Source organism: Metabacillus sp. 113a (genome assembly GCF_050107635.1).
Taxonomy (GTDB): domain Bacteria; phylum Bacillota; class Bacilli; order Bacillales; family Bacillaceae; genus Metabacillus_B.
The window spans coordinates 18,194-30,484 of the sequence record NZ_JBNILJ010000014.1; the positions used below are offsets into that span (position 1 = coordinate 18,194).

The window sequence follows — 12,291 nt, forward strand, 5'->3', positions numbered from 1 at the left end:
CGGAAACAAACGCTGCTATCTTCTTTCAATCCTTTCCGCTGTCCGCATTGCCGCCCGCCCGCTCCGGGGGTCTGTTCGAATACCAGTCATAGAGGACGATTCCATCCTCAAGCTCCAGATCTTTCACCGAAAAATGAGCCCCGAGCACATTTGCCATGGCCGAAGTCTTCACTGTTACTAGCTTCTGCCGTTTTTGAAAAACGGTTTGATTCACTTGAAGCTGCTGCATTCTTTTAATAGGGAGAATCACAGAGGATCTGGATATCGCCCTCATATAAAGAATCAGCTGCTCCTCTTCCAGCCGGTAGCCAGAATCCCTGTGGGCGAAATAGCCGAATAGCGCAGAAAGCGGAAGCAGGATGAGAGAAAGCCATCCCCAAGGCGGAAACATATAAATGATGATGCCCGCAGGGATAATAAAAGGCCACCCGTATCGAAGCAAATACTTTCTGAGCGCTCTTTTCGGAACCGGGACTTTTTCAGTCCGGTACGCGTATTGCGGCAAAAATGACTCCAGCAAGGAACCAATTTGACTGGTTTTGACGAACGGAAAGATAGCGGCGGATAAACCGTCAGCGTCCTGCTTTCCCCCTGCACAAATCAGCTGGACAGTTGCATAGCCAAGCGGCTGCCGCAAAGGATTCTCGGTAATTTTAACAGCTTGAATCCTTTTGATGGGAATGGTCAGCTGGTTTTTTTCTAGAAGTCCTCTTGAGATGATAAAATCATCGCCTCTTCGTTCCATTGTGAAATTCGCATACTTCAATAAAATACCTGCCATACTCAATAGCCAGGCCAGGAGAAATCCAAGAAAAATCAGAAAGGCTAGAAAGGGGATTCCCGCAGAGGTCAATGATTCAAACCGCTTCAGGATGGACTCAACCGGCAGCAATTCATCGATCTGGGAGCCGAACGCAAAAACCGCTGAGACAACAACCCCTATTCCGCTGCTGGTAGCCGCCCCAATCAGCAATTCTTTACCGGTCATTTTATACGTCTTCCGTTTTTCCTCTCCGGCATTGCATTCAGGTGCAGCATCCTCCATTTCCTCGGGCCCAGCCTTAATTTTTATCTTTCTCTCGCTCAGCTCCTTCTGAATGGCCGCTGCTTCGGATTTTGATATGGCTGTAAGCTCTATTTCCGCTTCAGCCCCGCCGCTCGCCGTTTCAATTTCAAGCTTGACAAGACCGAACAGCTGCTGAATAATTCCCGCACGGGTGTTAATGGTTTGCACTCTTTCAATCGGCACAAAACGCTTCTGCTTTACAAACAGCCCCTGCTCAACCCGGAGCTCGTCCTCTTCAATTCTATATGTAAACTTCAGCCACTTAATCACACTGAACACGATGAGCACCACCAGAAACAGTCCTGCCCCGGCATATAAAAGGAGGCCGAGCATGCCAGGTGCGCGGTTAACAAAGATAAAGATTACAAGCGGAATAATCATATCCTTCAAAAGCTTTAAAAAGTTGATGATCGCTGCTGCCGGATGGAGCCGCTTCGGTTCAGACATCATCATCGGTCACCCTGGCGAGCCTCGAAATAAAGTCCCTGAGACGGTCCGCCTCCTCCATGTCCAATGCCGGAATTTCATGCTTCGTAGCAGCGGTGGAAATTTCTACAGTGGCAAGCTCGTATTTCCTCAAAAGCGGCCCCTGCTTCGTATCCACATGCTGAACACGCACCATCGGAATTATGGTTCTTTGCACATTAAGCCATCCATGCTGCAAATCGATTTCATGCTCATGAACCTCGTACCTCCAAAAACGCTGTCGGTACATAGGCACGAGCCACACTCCGATCACCAAATACAGCAGCGTACCTGCTGCTCCTATCATAGCCGTCCAAAACGGCCATACGCCGTAGGCAATTAAAAAACCAATTCCAACATCCGCCAAGATGAAGACTAAAGCTGTTAACAGGCCGGTTATCTGCCAGACCGTCCTGGCCTTTCTGCTGATTTGATGCTGCGGTCTCTCTCTCATTTCCGATTCCCCCTCCTGTATGAAATACGGTTTAAAAAAGAAAAAAGTTCCTCATTTTCCATTGTACGGGCAAAGGCCTTCACTTCCAATAAAAACTGCTTCCATCCACTTTTTCAAAGGATGACTCGGATTTTAAATCCTCCATCAGTCTGAACAGAGCCCCATCCTTCTGTTTGGCCTCAACCATACAGTCAATGTGGCTTGCACTCCCTTTTACACCATTTAAAAAATCAGCAAACATTTGAGGATCGACAAAATCAGAATGAGCCCTGAATTCTTTCTCACTCCTCGGACTTGAGATATGCATCTTAACAGGAAGACTCGAACGCTTCCAGGTTTCCAAGCCTCGAAGCCAGTCCTCTTCCCATTCGGGTGATTCATGATGAGCAAGATGATGATGGTAGTCGAACACGAACGGGATTCCCAGCTTTTCGCATAAATAAAGAACATCCTTCGCATGGAAAGCTGAATCATCGTTCTCAAGCATAATCAGTTTTTGAAGGGAATGCGGAACAAACCCCCAGTTGTGAATAAACTGCTCCAAAGCCTTGTCCTTGTCTTTATGTGCTCCACCTGTATGCAGAACACACCGGTGCTCTTCATTAATGCCCATCGCCTTAAGCATGTCCCGGTGCATCTTCAGCGTTTGCAGCGCATTTTTCAAAATCTCCGGTTTAGAGGAATTCAGCAGCACAAAATGATCCGGATGAAAGTCTGTTCTCATCGGATGCTTTGACAAAAATCGGGACACCTCCGCAAACTCGGGCAGCAGGGGCTTCATAAAATCCCAATCCTTCAGCTCAGGATGATTCGCAAGCGGCACAAGCCTTGAGCTGAAACGAAAAAAATGAATCTCACTCCAAGCGTTATGCTTCAGCAGCCTCAAACAGTTCCGAATGTTCTCAAGCGCAATCCTTTCGAGCTTTAGCAGCGCTGCCTCCCGATTCTTCAATCGGCTAAATTGAGCATACGTCATCGTTTTGGATGGGGAAGCGTTGTGAAGCTCAGAACTCATGGCTGCGTAACCTAACCGGATATACATACGGAAACCGGCCTCCTCTTATCTGATTTCAGTTAGTATGTCCAGAAAGGAGTGACGTCAGGAGTCTGGAGGCGAGTTTAAAAACAGAAGGATGATAGCGGGTGACAGCCTTCCGGTACTTTCCAGCAGCGCACCATATATCCAACCGGCCTGCTGCTGTAAGGGCACTCAAGTAAAAGCGCCCTGGTGCTGATGAAGACCCACACTCCGCTTACTGATCAAAAAAAACAGCACCCGTCAATCGGAGTGCTGTTTTACTGGTGATTAGTTAGAGTAAGCTTTGTTTTTGCTGCCGCTTGTGCCGCTTCTTCTTTGCTGGGAACGGCCTTTATCATTGTAAGAACGGTTGCCTTTTTTCGCTCCGCTGCGCTGGCTGTTGTAGCCGTCGCGGCGATTGCGGTTGCCTCCGCCTGAGCCTTTTCCGCCGCCGCGTTTAGAGAATGCAGGCGGTTCGTCTGTCAATTTGATCGGAGTTTGATCCGGCTCTTTTGTCATAAGTTTGATGACTGCTGATACAACTGCTTCTGCATCGAATTCTTCGAGAAGCTGAGTTGCTGCTTTTGAATAGTAGGAAAGGTTTCCTTCTTCAATAACAGAACGAATTTTCTCGGAGGTCATCGTTTGCTGGCCTTCAAGTGCCTGGTCAAGAGTTGGAGGATTCATTTTGTCCATTTTGCGTTTTGTTGTACGCTCAATGCTTTTCAGCATATCCATTTCTCTTGATGTAATGAATGTCATGGCCATACCGGTTTTTCCTGCACGTCCGGTACGTCCGATACGGTGAACATAGCTTTCAGGATCCTGAGGCACATCGAAGTTGTAAACGTGAGTAACGCCGGAAATATCCAATCCGCGCGCTGCTACATCCGTTGCAACGAGTACGTCAATATTTCCTGTTTTAAATTTGCGGAGCGCGGACATTCTGCGTGCCTGGCTCAGGTCACCGTGAATGCCTTCAGCTGTATATCCGCGAAGGTTAAGAGCTTCTGTCAGTTCATCTACACGGCGCTTCGTACGTCCGAAAACGATCGCAAGCTCCGGAGACTGGATGTCCAAAAGGCGTGTCAGAACATCAAATTTCTGTTTTTCATGTGTATTAATGTAAAATTGCTGAATGTTTGGAGTCGTTACTTCTTTCGCTTGTACTTTCACAACTTCAGGATCTTTCATGAATCGTTCCGCAATGCGGCGGATTGGATCCGGCATTGTCGCTGAGAAAAGAAGAGTTTGATGATTATCAGGAACATTGGAAAGGATGGATTCGATATCTTCAATGAATCCCATGTTCAGCATTTCATCTGCTTCGTCAAGAACGACTGTATGCACGCCGTCCAATTTTAATGTTTTGCGGTTGATGTGATCAAGCAAACGTCCAGGTGTTCCCACGATGATATGAGGATTTTTCTTCAGCGCACGGATTTGACGGCTGATGTCCTGTCCTCCATAGATAGGAAGAACGCGGGAGCGCTTGTAGTAGCTTAGCTTGTAAAGCTCTTCAGATACTTGAACCGCAAGCTCGCGAGTCGGTGCGATAATGATCGCTTGGATGTTTTGGTTTTCAGGCTCGATTTTTTCGATTAACGGTAAGCCGAATGCTGCAGTTTTACCTGTACCGGTTTGCGCCTGTCCAATAATGTCTTTCCCTTGAAGGCCTAGAGGAATGGTTTGGGCTTGAATCGGGGTCGCCTCTTCGAAACCCATTTTGTTAATTGCCTTCATTAGACTTTCGCTTAAACCTAGATCTTGAAACTTTGTATTCAAATTTATTCATACTCCTTTATTTATCCAGTCTTCTCAGACTTAGTTATAGTCTTCACAGACTTAAGTTCCAGTTCATATCTTCTTTTAAGAAGCCCGTAAACACTTAAATTTAATCATACCATGATATGACACTGAATACAATCAGGTAAAAAATCCAATATTTATCCCTCTTGTTTTTGGTGCTCTCGTCTGTGAGAGGGTGTGATTCCGAGGAACTCCCCGGCTTCTTCTGCCAATGCTTCAAAGTCCCCCCCGTGGCAGACTAGATGCTTTGAGGAAGGGAGGAAACACAGTTTTTTCTTTTGTGAGCCGATTTTTTTGTACAGAAAATGGGCGCTTTTCACCGGCACAATCCCGTCGCATTCGCCTTGAACAATCAATACGGGGATGCGAATACCAGGAAGCCTTGGCTTTACATAGTTTACCAGTTTTCGGAATTGCAGGGTAGCCATAATCGGAGTTTCCAGTATTTTTTTTCGATAGCGCAAGTAGATTTCATTTTCATGGAGGAGGCCTTTGAAGCGATCCTGGACCATTCCCCGGATATCTTTAATGAACTGCCGAGGATTCACATAATAAGCGGCTGCACTAAGGAGAATGAGTTTTTTAACCGGATATTTCTCAGCCAGATAGGAAGCGATCATGCCTCCCATGGAAAAACCAATAACATATACTTCCCCGCAATGCTCCAAAAGGCTCTTCAATTCTTCTTCCGCACAGTCAATCCAGTTTTCAAAAGCAATTCCTTTGAGCGAGTCCGAATCGCCGTGCCCCGGAAGGCATGGCGTTCGAACCTCCCAATCGGTATTCTTTCTGACATAATCAGCAAGCGGCTCTACCTCATAGGGGGCACCCGTAAATCCATGTATGAACAGACAGCCATTCATCCTATCCCTCCCATAATAAACCTCATATACAGGTTTACCCGTCCGGGGAGAAAATAAAAATGTTTTCCGGGGCTTTTTTTATTCCTTCTCTTCTTTTAGTGCCTCTACCGCTTCTTCCAGCCTCATGCCTCTTGATGCCTTGACAAGGAACAGGTCACCTGGCCGGGCAAATCGTTTTACGGCAGCAATCAGATCCGACTTATCTGTAAAGCTTTCTACCTCTCCAGCAGATAATTTCCTTGCCGCTCCCTCTGCTATCTTTTCGCCGAGGACTCCATAGGTGAACACACGGTCGATTTTGCCTTTGGTGATATGTTCGCCTGTTTCCAGATGAAATTCAGCCTCATTTTCACCCAGCTCAAGCATATCCCCAAGAATCAGGATTTTACGTGCATATCCCTCAAGATCTTCTGTTAGCGTAATCGCAGCCTTCATCGAGGTGGGGCTTGCATTGTATGCATCATTAATGACGGTCCAGCCTTTAGCACATTTAGTCAGCTCAAGTCTCATAGAAGTCATGGCAAGCTTGCTTAATCCGCTTTTGATATCCGAATCACTAACCCCCAAATGACGGGCGGCCGCAATCGCGGCAAGCGCATTCCATACGTTATGCTTTCCCAGAACCGGAATCATAAACCGTTCTCCCCCGGGCTGTACGGTAAACGCCACACCTTCATCTGACTGAACGATGTCTGCCGGATATAAGCTGTTGGTGGCCTTATCTCCGAAGGTGACGGTTTTTATCTCCATTAAAGGCACTCTTTCCTGAAGCAAAGGTTCATCTCCAAAATAAAAAAGAATTCCATCCTCCTTTAAGCCGGAAACTATTTCAAGCTTTGCTTCTGCAATGCCTTCTCTGGAACCAAGTTCCATCATGTGGGATTCTCCGATATTGGTGATGATGGCTGCATCCGGGCAGGCAAGATTTGATAAAAACTCAATTTCGCCCCGGGAGCTCATCCCCATCTCCAGCACGGCCACTTCCGTATCCTCCGGCATGGAAAGCAGGGTGAGAGGAAGTCCGATATGGTTGTTAAAATTCCCTTTAGTTTTATGTACTTTATACGCTGAAGAAAGTGCAGAGGCGAGCAGATCCTTGGTGGTCGTTTTTCCATTGCTCCCCGTTACTCCGGCTATCTTGACGTTAAGCTGTTCTTTGTAGGATTTAGCCAATGTCTGGAGTGCTACGAGCGTATCGTCCACAAAAATCACAGGGGCATTTTCAGGCGGATTCGGCTCGTTCCTATCCCAAAGGACAGCTTCTGCACCTTCACTGATAGCCTTGCCGGCAAAGCGGTGGCCGTTAAAGTTTTCCCCTGTAATCGGTACAAACAGCGAGCCGGGGAGGATGCTCCGCGAATCGGTCGAAACACCGTTTACGGATTTTTCTTCAAAAGAATCAGACAGGCCTTCTCCGCCCGCCATCCTTTGAATATCTTTTAATGTTCTTTGTATCATACGGTTATCTCCCTTCAGAAAGAGGCCGGCTTCCCTCTGCCTCAATGAACCTCCTGAAGCAGACTCAATAGGCAGCGGGCAGCCAGCCGCTCAATGATTAAAATGTATGCTTAATCTGCTGTTTCTCTTCATGCCGTTCAATGGCCAGGGAAACGAGTTTTTCTATAAGCTGAGGGTATTCAAGACCGGTGTGCTTCCAAAGCAGCGGGAACATGCTGAACGGGGTGAAGCCCGGCATCGTATTAACCTCATTTATTAAAGCTCTGCCATCCTCAGTCAAAAAGAAGTCGGCACGCACAAGACCTGAGCCATCGATTGCTTTAAAGGCTGCAACGGCCATTTTTTCAATCATCTCGTATTCACTGTCCGTCACTTTAGCCGGAATCATCATATCGGTGTCACCGTCAACGTATTTCGCTTTATAATCGTAGAATTCCTTTTTAGGAGCGATTTCTCCTGTTACGGAACATTGCGGTTCATCATTTCCGATTACCCCTACTTCAATTTCGCGTCCAATGATTCCTTCTTCAATGATAATTTTACGGTCATAGGAGAAAGCTTCCTCAAAAGCCGCTTCCAGCTCTTCACGGTTTTTGCATTTGCTGATTCCAACGCTTGAGCCAAGATTAGCGGGTTTTACAAAGCATGGGTAGCCGAGGTTGTTTTCAACCTTCGCATAAACAGTTTCCGGATCTTTTTTCCATTCGCTGCGGATCAGCCATACATAATCGGCTTGCGCAAGACCAGCCTGGGCAAATAGATTTTTCATAACGACTTTATCCATGCCCGCCGCTGAAGCAAGCACTCCGTTTCCAACGTACGGAAGGTTCATCAGTTCAAGCATGCCCTGGATCGTTCCATCTTCCCCATTAGGTCCATGAAGAAGCGGAAAAATGACATCAAACGGCTTCTCCTCCTGGTCAGCAGATGCAGACGGAAACAGCTCTGCATTCAGAGCAGACGGCATAATCGCCTTCCCTTCAGAATCGCCAAGCTTCAGGGCAGATACACTGGATGCCGGCTCATACAGCTGTGCACCGCGGATCCATTCTCCCTTTTCTGTAATATAAATAGGATGTATATCAAATTGCTTGAGATCCAGCGCTTTAATAACAGCAAGTGCTGTTTGCAATGAGACTTGATGTTCTGCGGATTTTCCACCGTATACAAGCCCGAGTTTAATTTTCATGTTTTATTTCCCCCTCAATCTATCACGTACACGTTTTTTTCATCACTCTTCCTATTTTATCATTTTCCAGCCTGTTTGTTATCTTTGGCCCTGCAATTCTTTTATAGCATTCGAACATCTGTAAACTTTTGTGCGAAATCAAAATGTCGTTTATTTCTGCAGTTTGTATTAAAATAGTGGCAGGAGGGATTATGCATATGGAAAAAATTACATCAACCGAACAATTCGAAAAGCTCATTTCATCTGATAAGGAAGTTCTCGTTAAATTCTTCGCTGACTGGTGTCCCGATTGCACGCGAATGAACTTTTTCATTGATGAAATTCTTGAAGAATATAAGGACTTTCAATGGTTCGAGATCAATAAGGATGAGTTCCCTGAAATAGCTGAAAAATATCAGGTTATGGGAATTCCAAGCATTCTTATTTTCAAAAACGGCGAAAAGCTCGGTCACTTGCACAGCGCCAATGCCAAAACACCTGATCAGGTTCGTGAATTTCTTACAGAAAAACTTTAAGCACAAGCTCCGGCTTGTGTTTTTTGCTTTCCGATCAAACAACCTTTTGCCCGGGTTGGGCAGCACGAGTAAGAATCCTTGACTTTCCTTTCAATCAGTTTTATGCTCGTTTTAATTTCATTCACTCTTATCGAGAGAGGCGGAGGGACATGGCCCTGCGAAGCCTCGGCAGCGGATCACGGCAAATGTGAAACCGTGCTAATTCCTGCGGGCATATGCTTTTTGCCCGGCAGATGAGAGAAGAGCCGGTCTGCTTTTCAGATTATTCCCCCCTCTTCTGCTCAGGAAGAGGGGTTTTTACAGTTTCTTAAATCAAAGGAGGAAAAGACATGACTGCCATTCAAATTGAAACGGCAACATTTGCGGGAGGCTGCTTTTGGTGCATGGTAAAACCATTTGATGAACTTCCCGGAATTCACGGGATCGTTTCCGGATACACAGGCGGGCACATCGATAACCCATCATACGAGCAAGTAAAATCCGGAACATCAGGGCACGCCGAAGCCGTTCAAATCCGGTACAATCCAGAGGTTTTCCCATACGAAAAACTGCTTGAGCTCTACTGGCAGCAAATTGACCCTACGGATGATGAGGGCCAATTTATCGACCGCGGGGAATCTTACCGGGCCATTATTTTCTATCATACGGAAGAACAGCGCCAGGCTGCCGAAGCTTCAAAACAGCTCCTGGCTGAAAGCGGAAAATTTAAAGAACCGATCGTAACCCCAATCAAGGAAGCAAGTGCCTTCTATCCGGCTGAAGAGCATCATCAGGGCTTTTACAAAAAAAACCCTGAAAAATACAAGCAGGAGCGTGAGGAATCCGGACGCGAGGCTTTTATCAGTCAGAATTGGAAAAATCGTTAAGAGTGCGGAAATCCGCACTCTTTTTATTTTGGTACATGATTTTCTTGATGTTGGAAAAATTATCTTAGAGTACATATCGAAGGAGGCTTTCCCTTGTCTACTAAATCAATCCCTTCATCCCCTGAACCTTTTTGGAGAGAATCAGCCGGGCTTCCCTCCTTTCCAAAGCTTGATAAAAATCTCGATACGGATGCAGTTGTTGTCGGAGGCGGCATCACCGGAATCACAGCTGCCTACTTACTTGCCAAAGAAGGAGTTAACGTCGTCCTGCTTGAAGCCGATGGGCTGCTGAACGGAACAACCGGCCATACAACAGCCAAAATCACCACCCAGCATGACCTGATTTATGATGAGCTGATTCAGCATATCGGGGAAGAAAAAGCAAAAAAATACTTTGCTGCGAACCATGAGGCGCTCGAGTTTATGAGAGATTACGCAGCAGGTGTTTCCTGTGATTTTTCAAACCAGGATGCCTATATTTATACAGCAGAGAGCAAAAATGCCACGAAGCTTGAAAAAGAATACAAAGCCTACGTCAAACTCGGAATCGATTGCGGGATGGCAGACTCAATCCCTTTTGACCTGCCTATTAAAAATGCCATTCTGATAAAAAATCAGGCCCAGTTCCACCCTCTTTCCTATTTAGGCCACATGACAGGTGAGCTGCAAAAGATGGGAGTGGAAATCTACGAAAATACAGTTGCCGTAGATGCGGAGGTTTTTGAGGGAGGAGCAAAGGTCAGAACGAGGGACGGCTTCGAAGTCAAGGCCAAGCACGCTCTTTCCTGCTCCCATTTTCCTTTTTTTGATGGAAACGGCTTTTATTTCGCACGAATGTATGCGGAAAGATCCTATGTCCTGGGCGTTAAAACAAGGAAGCCTTATCCGGGCGGAATGTATTTAAGTGCGGACAATCCGACCCGCTCAATCCGCTCCACTCCAATGGACGGTGAGGATCTCATTCTCATTGGCGGGGATAGCCATAAAACCGGCCAGGGATTCGATACGCAAAAACATTACGAAGCCCTTGAGCTGTTTGGAAAAGTCCATTTAGGGCTAAAAGAAGCTGTGTATAAGTGGTCTGCACAGGATTTAATTACCCTGGATAAAATTCCTTATGTCGGTCCGGTGACAAAAGGGAAGCCGTCCGTTCTCGCTGCATCAGGCTACCGCAAATGGGGAATGACAAACGGCACGGCCGCTGCCATGATGATGAGGGATATGGTGCTCGAGAGAGAGAATCCTTATCAGGAGGTGTTCTGCCCTTCCCGATTCATTGCAGACCCAAGCATCAAAACATTTCTTGTCCAAAATGCCAATGTAGCCGGACACTTAATTGGAGGAAAGCTGGACTTTGGTTCACGAAAAAAAATCGAAGAACTGCGCAATGATGAAGGCGCCCTCGTCTCCTATAAAGGCCAAAAAGCCGCCGCCTACAAGGATCAGCAAGGCTGCCTGCATCTGGTGGACTCAACCTGCACCCACTTAGGCTGCGAGGTTGAATGGAACCGCGGGGACAGGTCCTGGGATTGTCCATGCCACGGCTCACGCTTTTCCACTGACGGAGAAGTCATGGAGGGCCCCGCAGACAAGCCTCTTAAAAAATTGCAGATGGACGAAGCATAATAATTGTGCTTTCTATCTAAATCGGATACAATTCGATTGTGCACAACTTATTCAGCGAAGGAAGACCATGATCATGGAGAACAGCCAAAAACTCAAGCTTGAAAACCAATTGTGCTTTGCTCTGTATGCCAGCTCAAAGGAAATTTCAAGCCTTTACAGACCGATCCTAGAACCTCTCAACCTAACCTTTCCGCAATACCTGGTCATGCTGGTTTTATGGGAACATCCAAGCCTGACGGTTAAAGAAATCGGCGGGCACCTTATGCTCGACTCCGGTACTCTGACCCCCATGCTTAAACGGCTGGAAGCAGCCGGACTTGTAGCAAGAACCAGGGCAAAAGAGGACGAGCGCAAAGTGACGATTAGTTTGACGGCGAAAGGGGAAAGTCTAAAAACAGAAGCAGCCTGCATCCCGGATGAGGTAGCCCCGAAACTTGGACTATCTGTTGAGGAATATCAGCTACTTCTGAAAACCTTAAAAAACCTGACGATTCATCTAAAACAAGGAGGAAACGAATTATGAATGCACTTTATACGGCAACTGCAACGGCAACAGGCGGACGCGAAGGACGAATCCAATCTTCAGACGGACAGCTTGATTTCCCTGTCTCAATGCCAAAAGGCCTCGGAGGCCAAGGCGGAGAAGGCACAAACCCTGAGCAGCTTTTCGCAGCCGGATATTCTGCCTGCTTCGACAGCGCCCTAAACCTCGTCATCCGTCAAAAGAAAATCAAAACGGAAGGCACAAAGGTTACAGCTAACGTTTCCATCGGCAAAGATGAAGCAGACGGCGGATTTAAACTAGAGGTTGAATTGGAAGCAATCGTCAAAGGTGTGGACGATGCAACCGCACAGGAGCTAATTGAAGCTGCTCACCAGGTTTGCCCATACTCTAAAGCTACCCGCGGCAACATTGATGTAAATTTATCCGGCAAAGCTGAATAATCAGCAGATTGCCATGC

12 protein-coding genes and 1 riboswitch are annotated in these 12,291 nt (G+C 46.7%); of the genes, 5 read left to right on the top strand and 7 right to left on the bottom strand.

Annotation, left to right across the window (positions count from 1 at the left end; translation table 11 throughout):
* Nucleotides 1-25 precede the first annotated feature (25 nt).
* The 7 genes from ACQCVE_RS15955 to ACQCVE_RS15985 all read right to left on the bottom strand — a co-directional run bounded on the left by ACQCVE_RS15955 (nt 26) and on the right by ACQCVE_RS15985 (nt 8,322).
* Nucleotides 26-1,516 carry a PH domain-containing protein gene (locus tag ACQCVE_RS15955; RefSeq protein ID WP_426863389.1) on the bottom strand — a complete coding sequence of 497 codons (1,491 nt, stop codon included), beginning with the start codon at nt 1,514-1,516 and terminating at the stop codon, nt 26-28.
* Nucleotides 1,506-1,985: a PH domain-containing protein gene (locus ACQCVE_RS15960; RefSeq protein ID WP_426845370.1), complete on the bottom strand. Its 480-nt coding sequence runs from the start codon at nt 1,983-1,985 to the stop codon at nt 1,506-1,508. Before ACQCVE_RS15960 ends, ACQCVE_RS15955 begins: the two co-directional genes overlap by 11 nt.
* Nucleotides 1,986-2,064: 79 nt before the next feature.
* Entirely contained in the window at nt 2,065-3,027 is a 963-nt protein-coding gene (gene uvsE / locus ACQCVE_RS15965) for a UV DNA damage repair endonuclease UvsE (protein WP_426863390.1), read from the bottom strand.
* Between the two features lie 264 nt (nt 3,028-3,291).
* On the bottom strand, nt 3,292-4,788 hold the full coding sequence (locus ACQCVE_RS15970) for a DEAD/DEAH box helicase (RefSeq protein WP_426845374.1): 1,497 nt from the start codon (nt 4,786-4,788) through the stop codon (nt 3,292-3,294).
* Between the two features lie 161 nt (nt 4,789-4,949).
* Nucleotides 4,950-5,675, bottom strand: coding sequence for an alpha/beta hydrolase (locus tag ACQCVE_RS15975; protein ID WP_426845376.1), 726 nt, complete (start codon nt 5,673-5,675; stop codon nt 4,950-4,952).
* Between the two features lie 78 nt (nt 5,676-5,753).
* Nucleotides 5,754-7,133, bottom strand: a complete 1,380-nt coding sequence (locus ACQCVE_RS15980) for a UDP-N-acetylmuramoyl-tripeptide--D-alanyl-D-alanine ligase (RefSeq protein WP_426863391.1) — start codon at nt 7,131-7,133, stop codon at nt 5,754-5,756.
* Between the two features lie 97 nt (nt 7,134-7,230).
* On the bottom strand, nt 7,231-8,322 hold the full coding sequence (locus tag ACQCVE_RS15985) for a D-alanine--D-alanine ligase (RefSeq protein WP_426845380.1): 1,092 nt from the start codon (nt 8,320-8,322) through the stop codon (nt 7,231-7,233).
* Nucleotides 8,323-8,519: 197 nt separating this feature from the next.
* On the opposite strand from ACQCVE_RS15985, the gene ACQCVE_RS15990 reads away from it, so the two are divergent.
* The 5 genes from ACQCVE_RS15990 to ACQCVE_RS16010 all read left to right on the top strand — a co-directional run bounded on the left by ACQCVE_RS15990 (nt 8,520) and on the right by ACQCVE_RS16010 (nt 12,274).
* Nucleotides 8,520-8,837, top strand: coding sequence for a thioredoxin family protein (locus ACQCVE_RS15990; RefSeq protein WP_426845382.1), 318 nt, complete (start codon nt 8,520-8,522; stop codon nt 8,835-8,837).
* A 124-nt stretch (nt 8,838-8,961) separates the two neighbouring features.
* Nucleotides 8,962-9,077: riboswitch (SAM riboswitch) on the top strand.
* A gap of 89 nt (nt 9,078-9,166) precedes the next feature.
* Nucleotides 9,167-9,703 (top strand): peptide-methionine (S)-S-oxide reductase MsrA, encoded by a 537-nt coding sequence (msrA, locus tag ACQCVE_RS15995; protein WP_426863392.1) that lies wholly within the window; start codon nt 9,167-9,169, stop codon nt 9,701-9,703.
* Nucleotides 9,704-9,796: 93 nt separating this feature from the next.
* Nucleotides 9,797-11,329 carry an FAD-dependent oxidoreductase gene (locus ACQCVE_RS16000; RefSeq protein WP_426863393.1) on the top strand — a complete coding sequence of 511 codons (1,533 nt, stop codon included), beginning with the start codon at nt 9,797-9,799 and terminating at the stop codon, nt 11,327-11,329.
* Nucleotides 11,330-11,402: 73 nt separating this feature from the next.
* Nucleotides 11,403-11,852, top strand: a complete 450-nt coding sequence (locus ACQCVE_RS16005) for a MarR family winged helix-turn-helix transcriptional regulator (RefSeq protein WP_426845388.1) — start codon at nt 11,403-11,405, stop codon at nt 11,850-11,852.
* Nucleotides 11,849-12,274, top strand: a complete 426-nt coding sequence (locus ACQCVE_RS16010) for an organic hydroperoxide resistance protein (RefSeq protein ID WP_426845390.1) — start codon at nt 11,849-11,851, stop codon at nt 12,272-12,274. The genes ACQCVE_RS16005 and ACQCVE_RS16010 overlap by 4 nt, the downstream gene beginning before the upstream one ends.
* Nucleotides 12,275-12,291 lie beyond the last annotated feature (17 nt).

Bases quoted from the DNA above. Each gene is read 5' to 3' on its own strand.
- ACQCVE_RS15985 (WP_426845380.1), bottom strand. From the start codon at position 8,322: ATGAAAATTAAACTCGGGCTTGTATACGGTGGAAAATCCGCAGAACAT.
- ACQCVE_RS15975 (WP_426845376.1), bottom strand. From the start codon at position 5,675: ATGAATGGCTGTCTGTTCATACATGGATTTACGGGTGCCCCCTATGAG.
- ACQCVE_RS15955 (WP_426863389.1), bottom strand. From the start codon at position 1,516: ATGATGTCTGAACCGAAGCGGCTCCATCCGGCAGCAGCGATCATCAAC.
- msrA (WP_426863392.1), top strand. From the start codon at position 9,167: ATGACTGCCATTCAAATTGAAACGGCAACATTTGCGGGAGGCTGCTTT.
- ACQCVE_RS16010 (WP_426845390.1), top strand. From the start codon at position 11,849: ATGAATGCACTTTATACGGCAACTGCAACGGCAACAGGCGGACGCGAA.
- ACQCVE_RS16005 (WP_426845388.1), top strand. From the start codon at position 11,403: ATGGAGAACAGCCAAAAACTCAAGCTTGAAAACCAATTGTGCTTTGCT.
- uvsE (WP_426863390.1), bottom strand. From the start codon at position 3,027: ATGTATATCCGGTTAGGTTACGCAGCCATGAGTTCTGAGCTTCACAAC.
- ACQCVE_RS15960 (WP_426845370.1), bottom strand. From the start codon at position 1,985: ATGAGAGAGAGACCGCAGCATCAAATCAGCAGAAAGGCCAGGACGGTC.
- ACQCVE_RS15980 (WP_426863391.1), bottom strand. From the start codon at position 7,133: ATGATACAAAGAACATTAAAAGATATTCAAAGGATGGCGGGCGGAGAA.
- ACQCVE_RS15990 (WP_426845382.1), top strand. From the start codon at position 8,520: ATGGAAAAAATTACATCAACCGAACAATTCGAAAAGCTCATTTCATCT.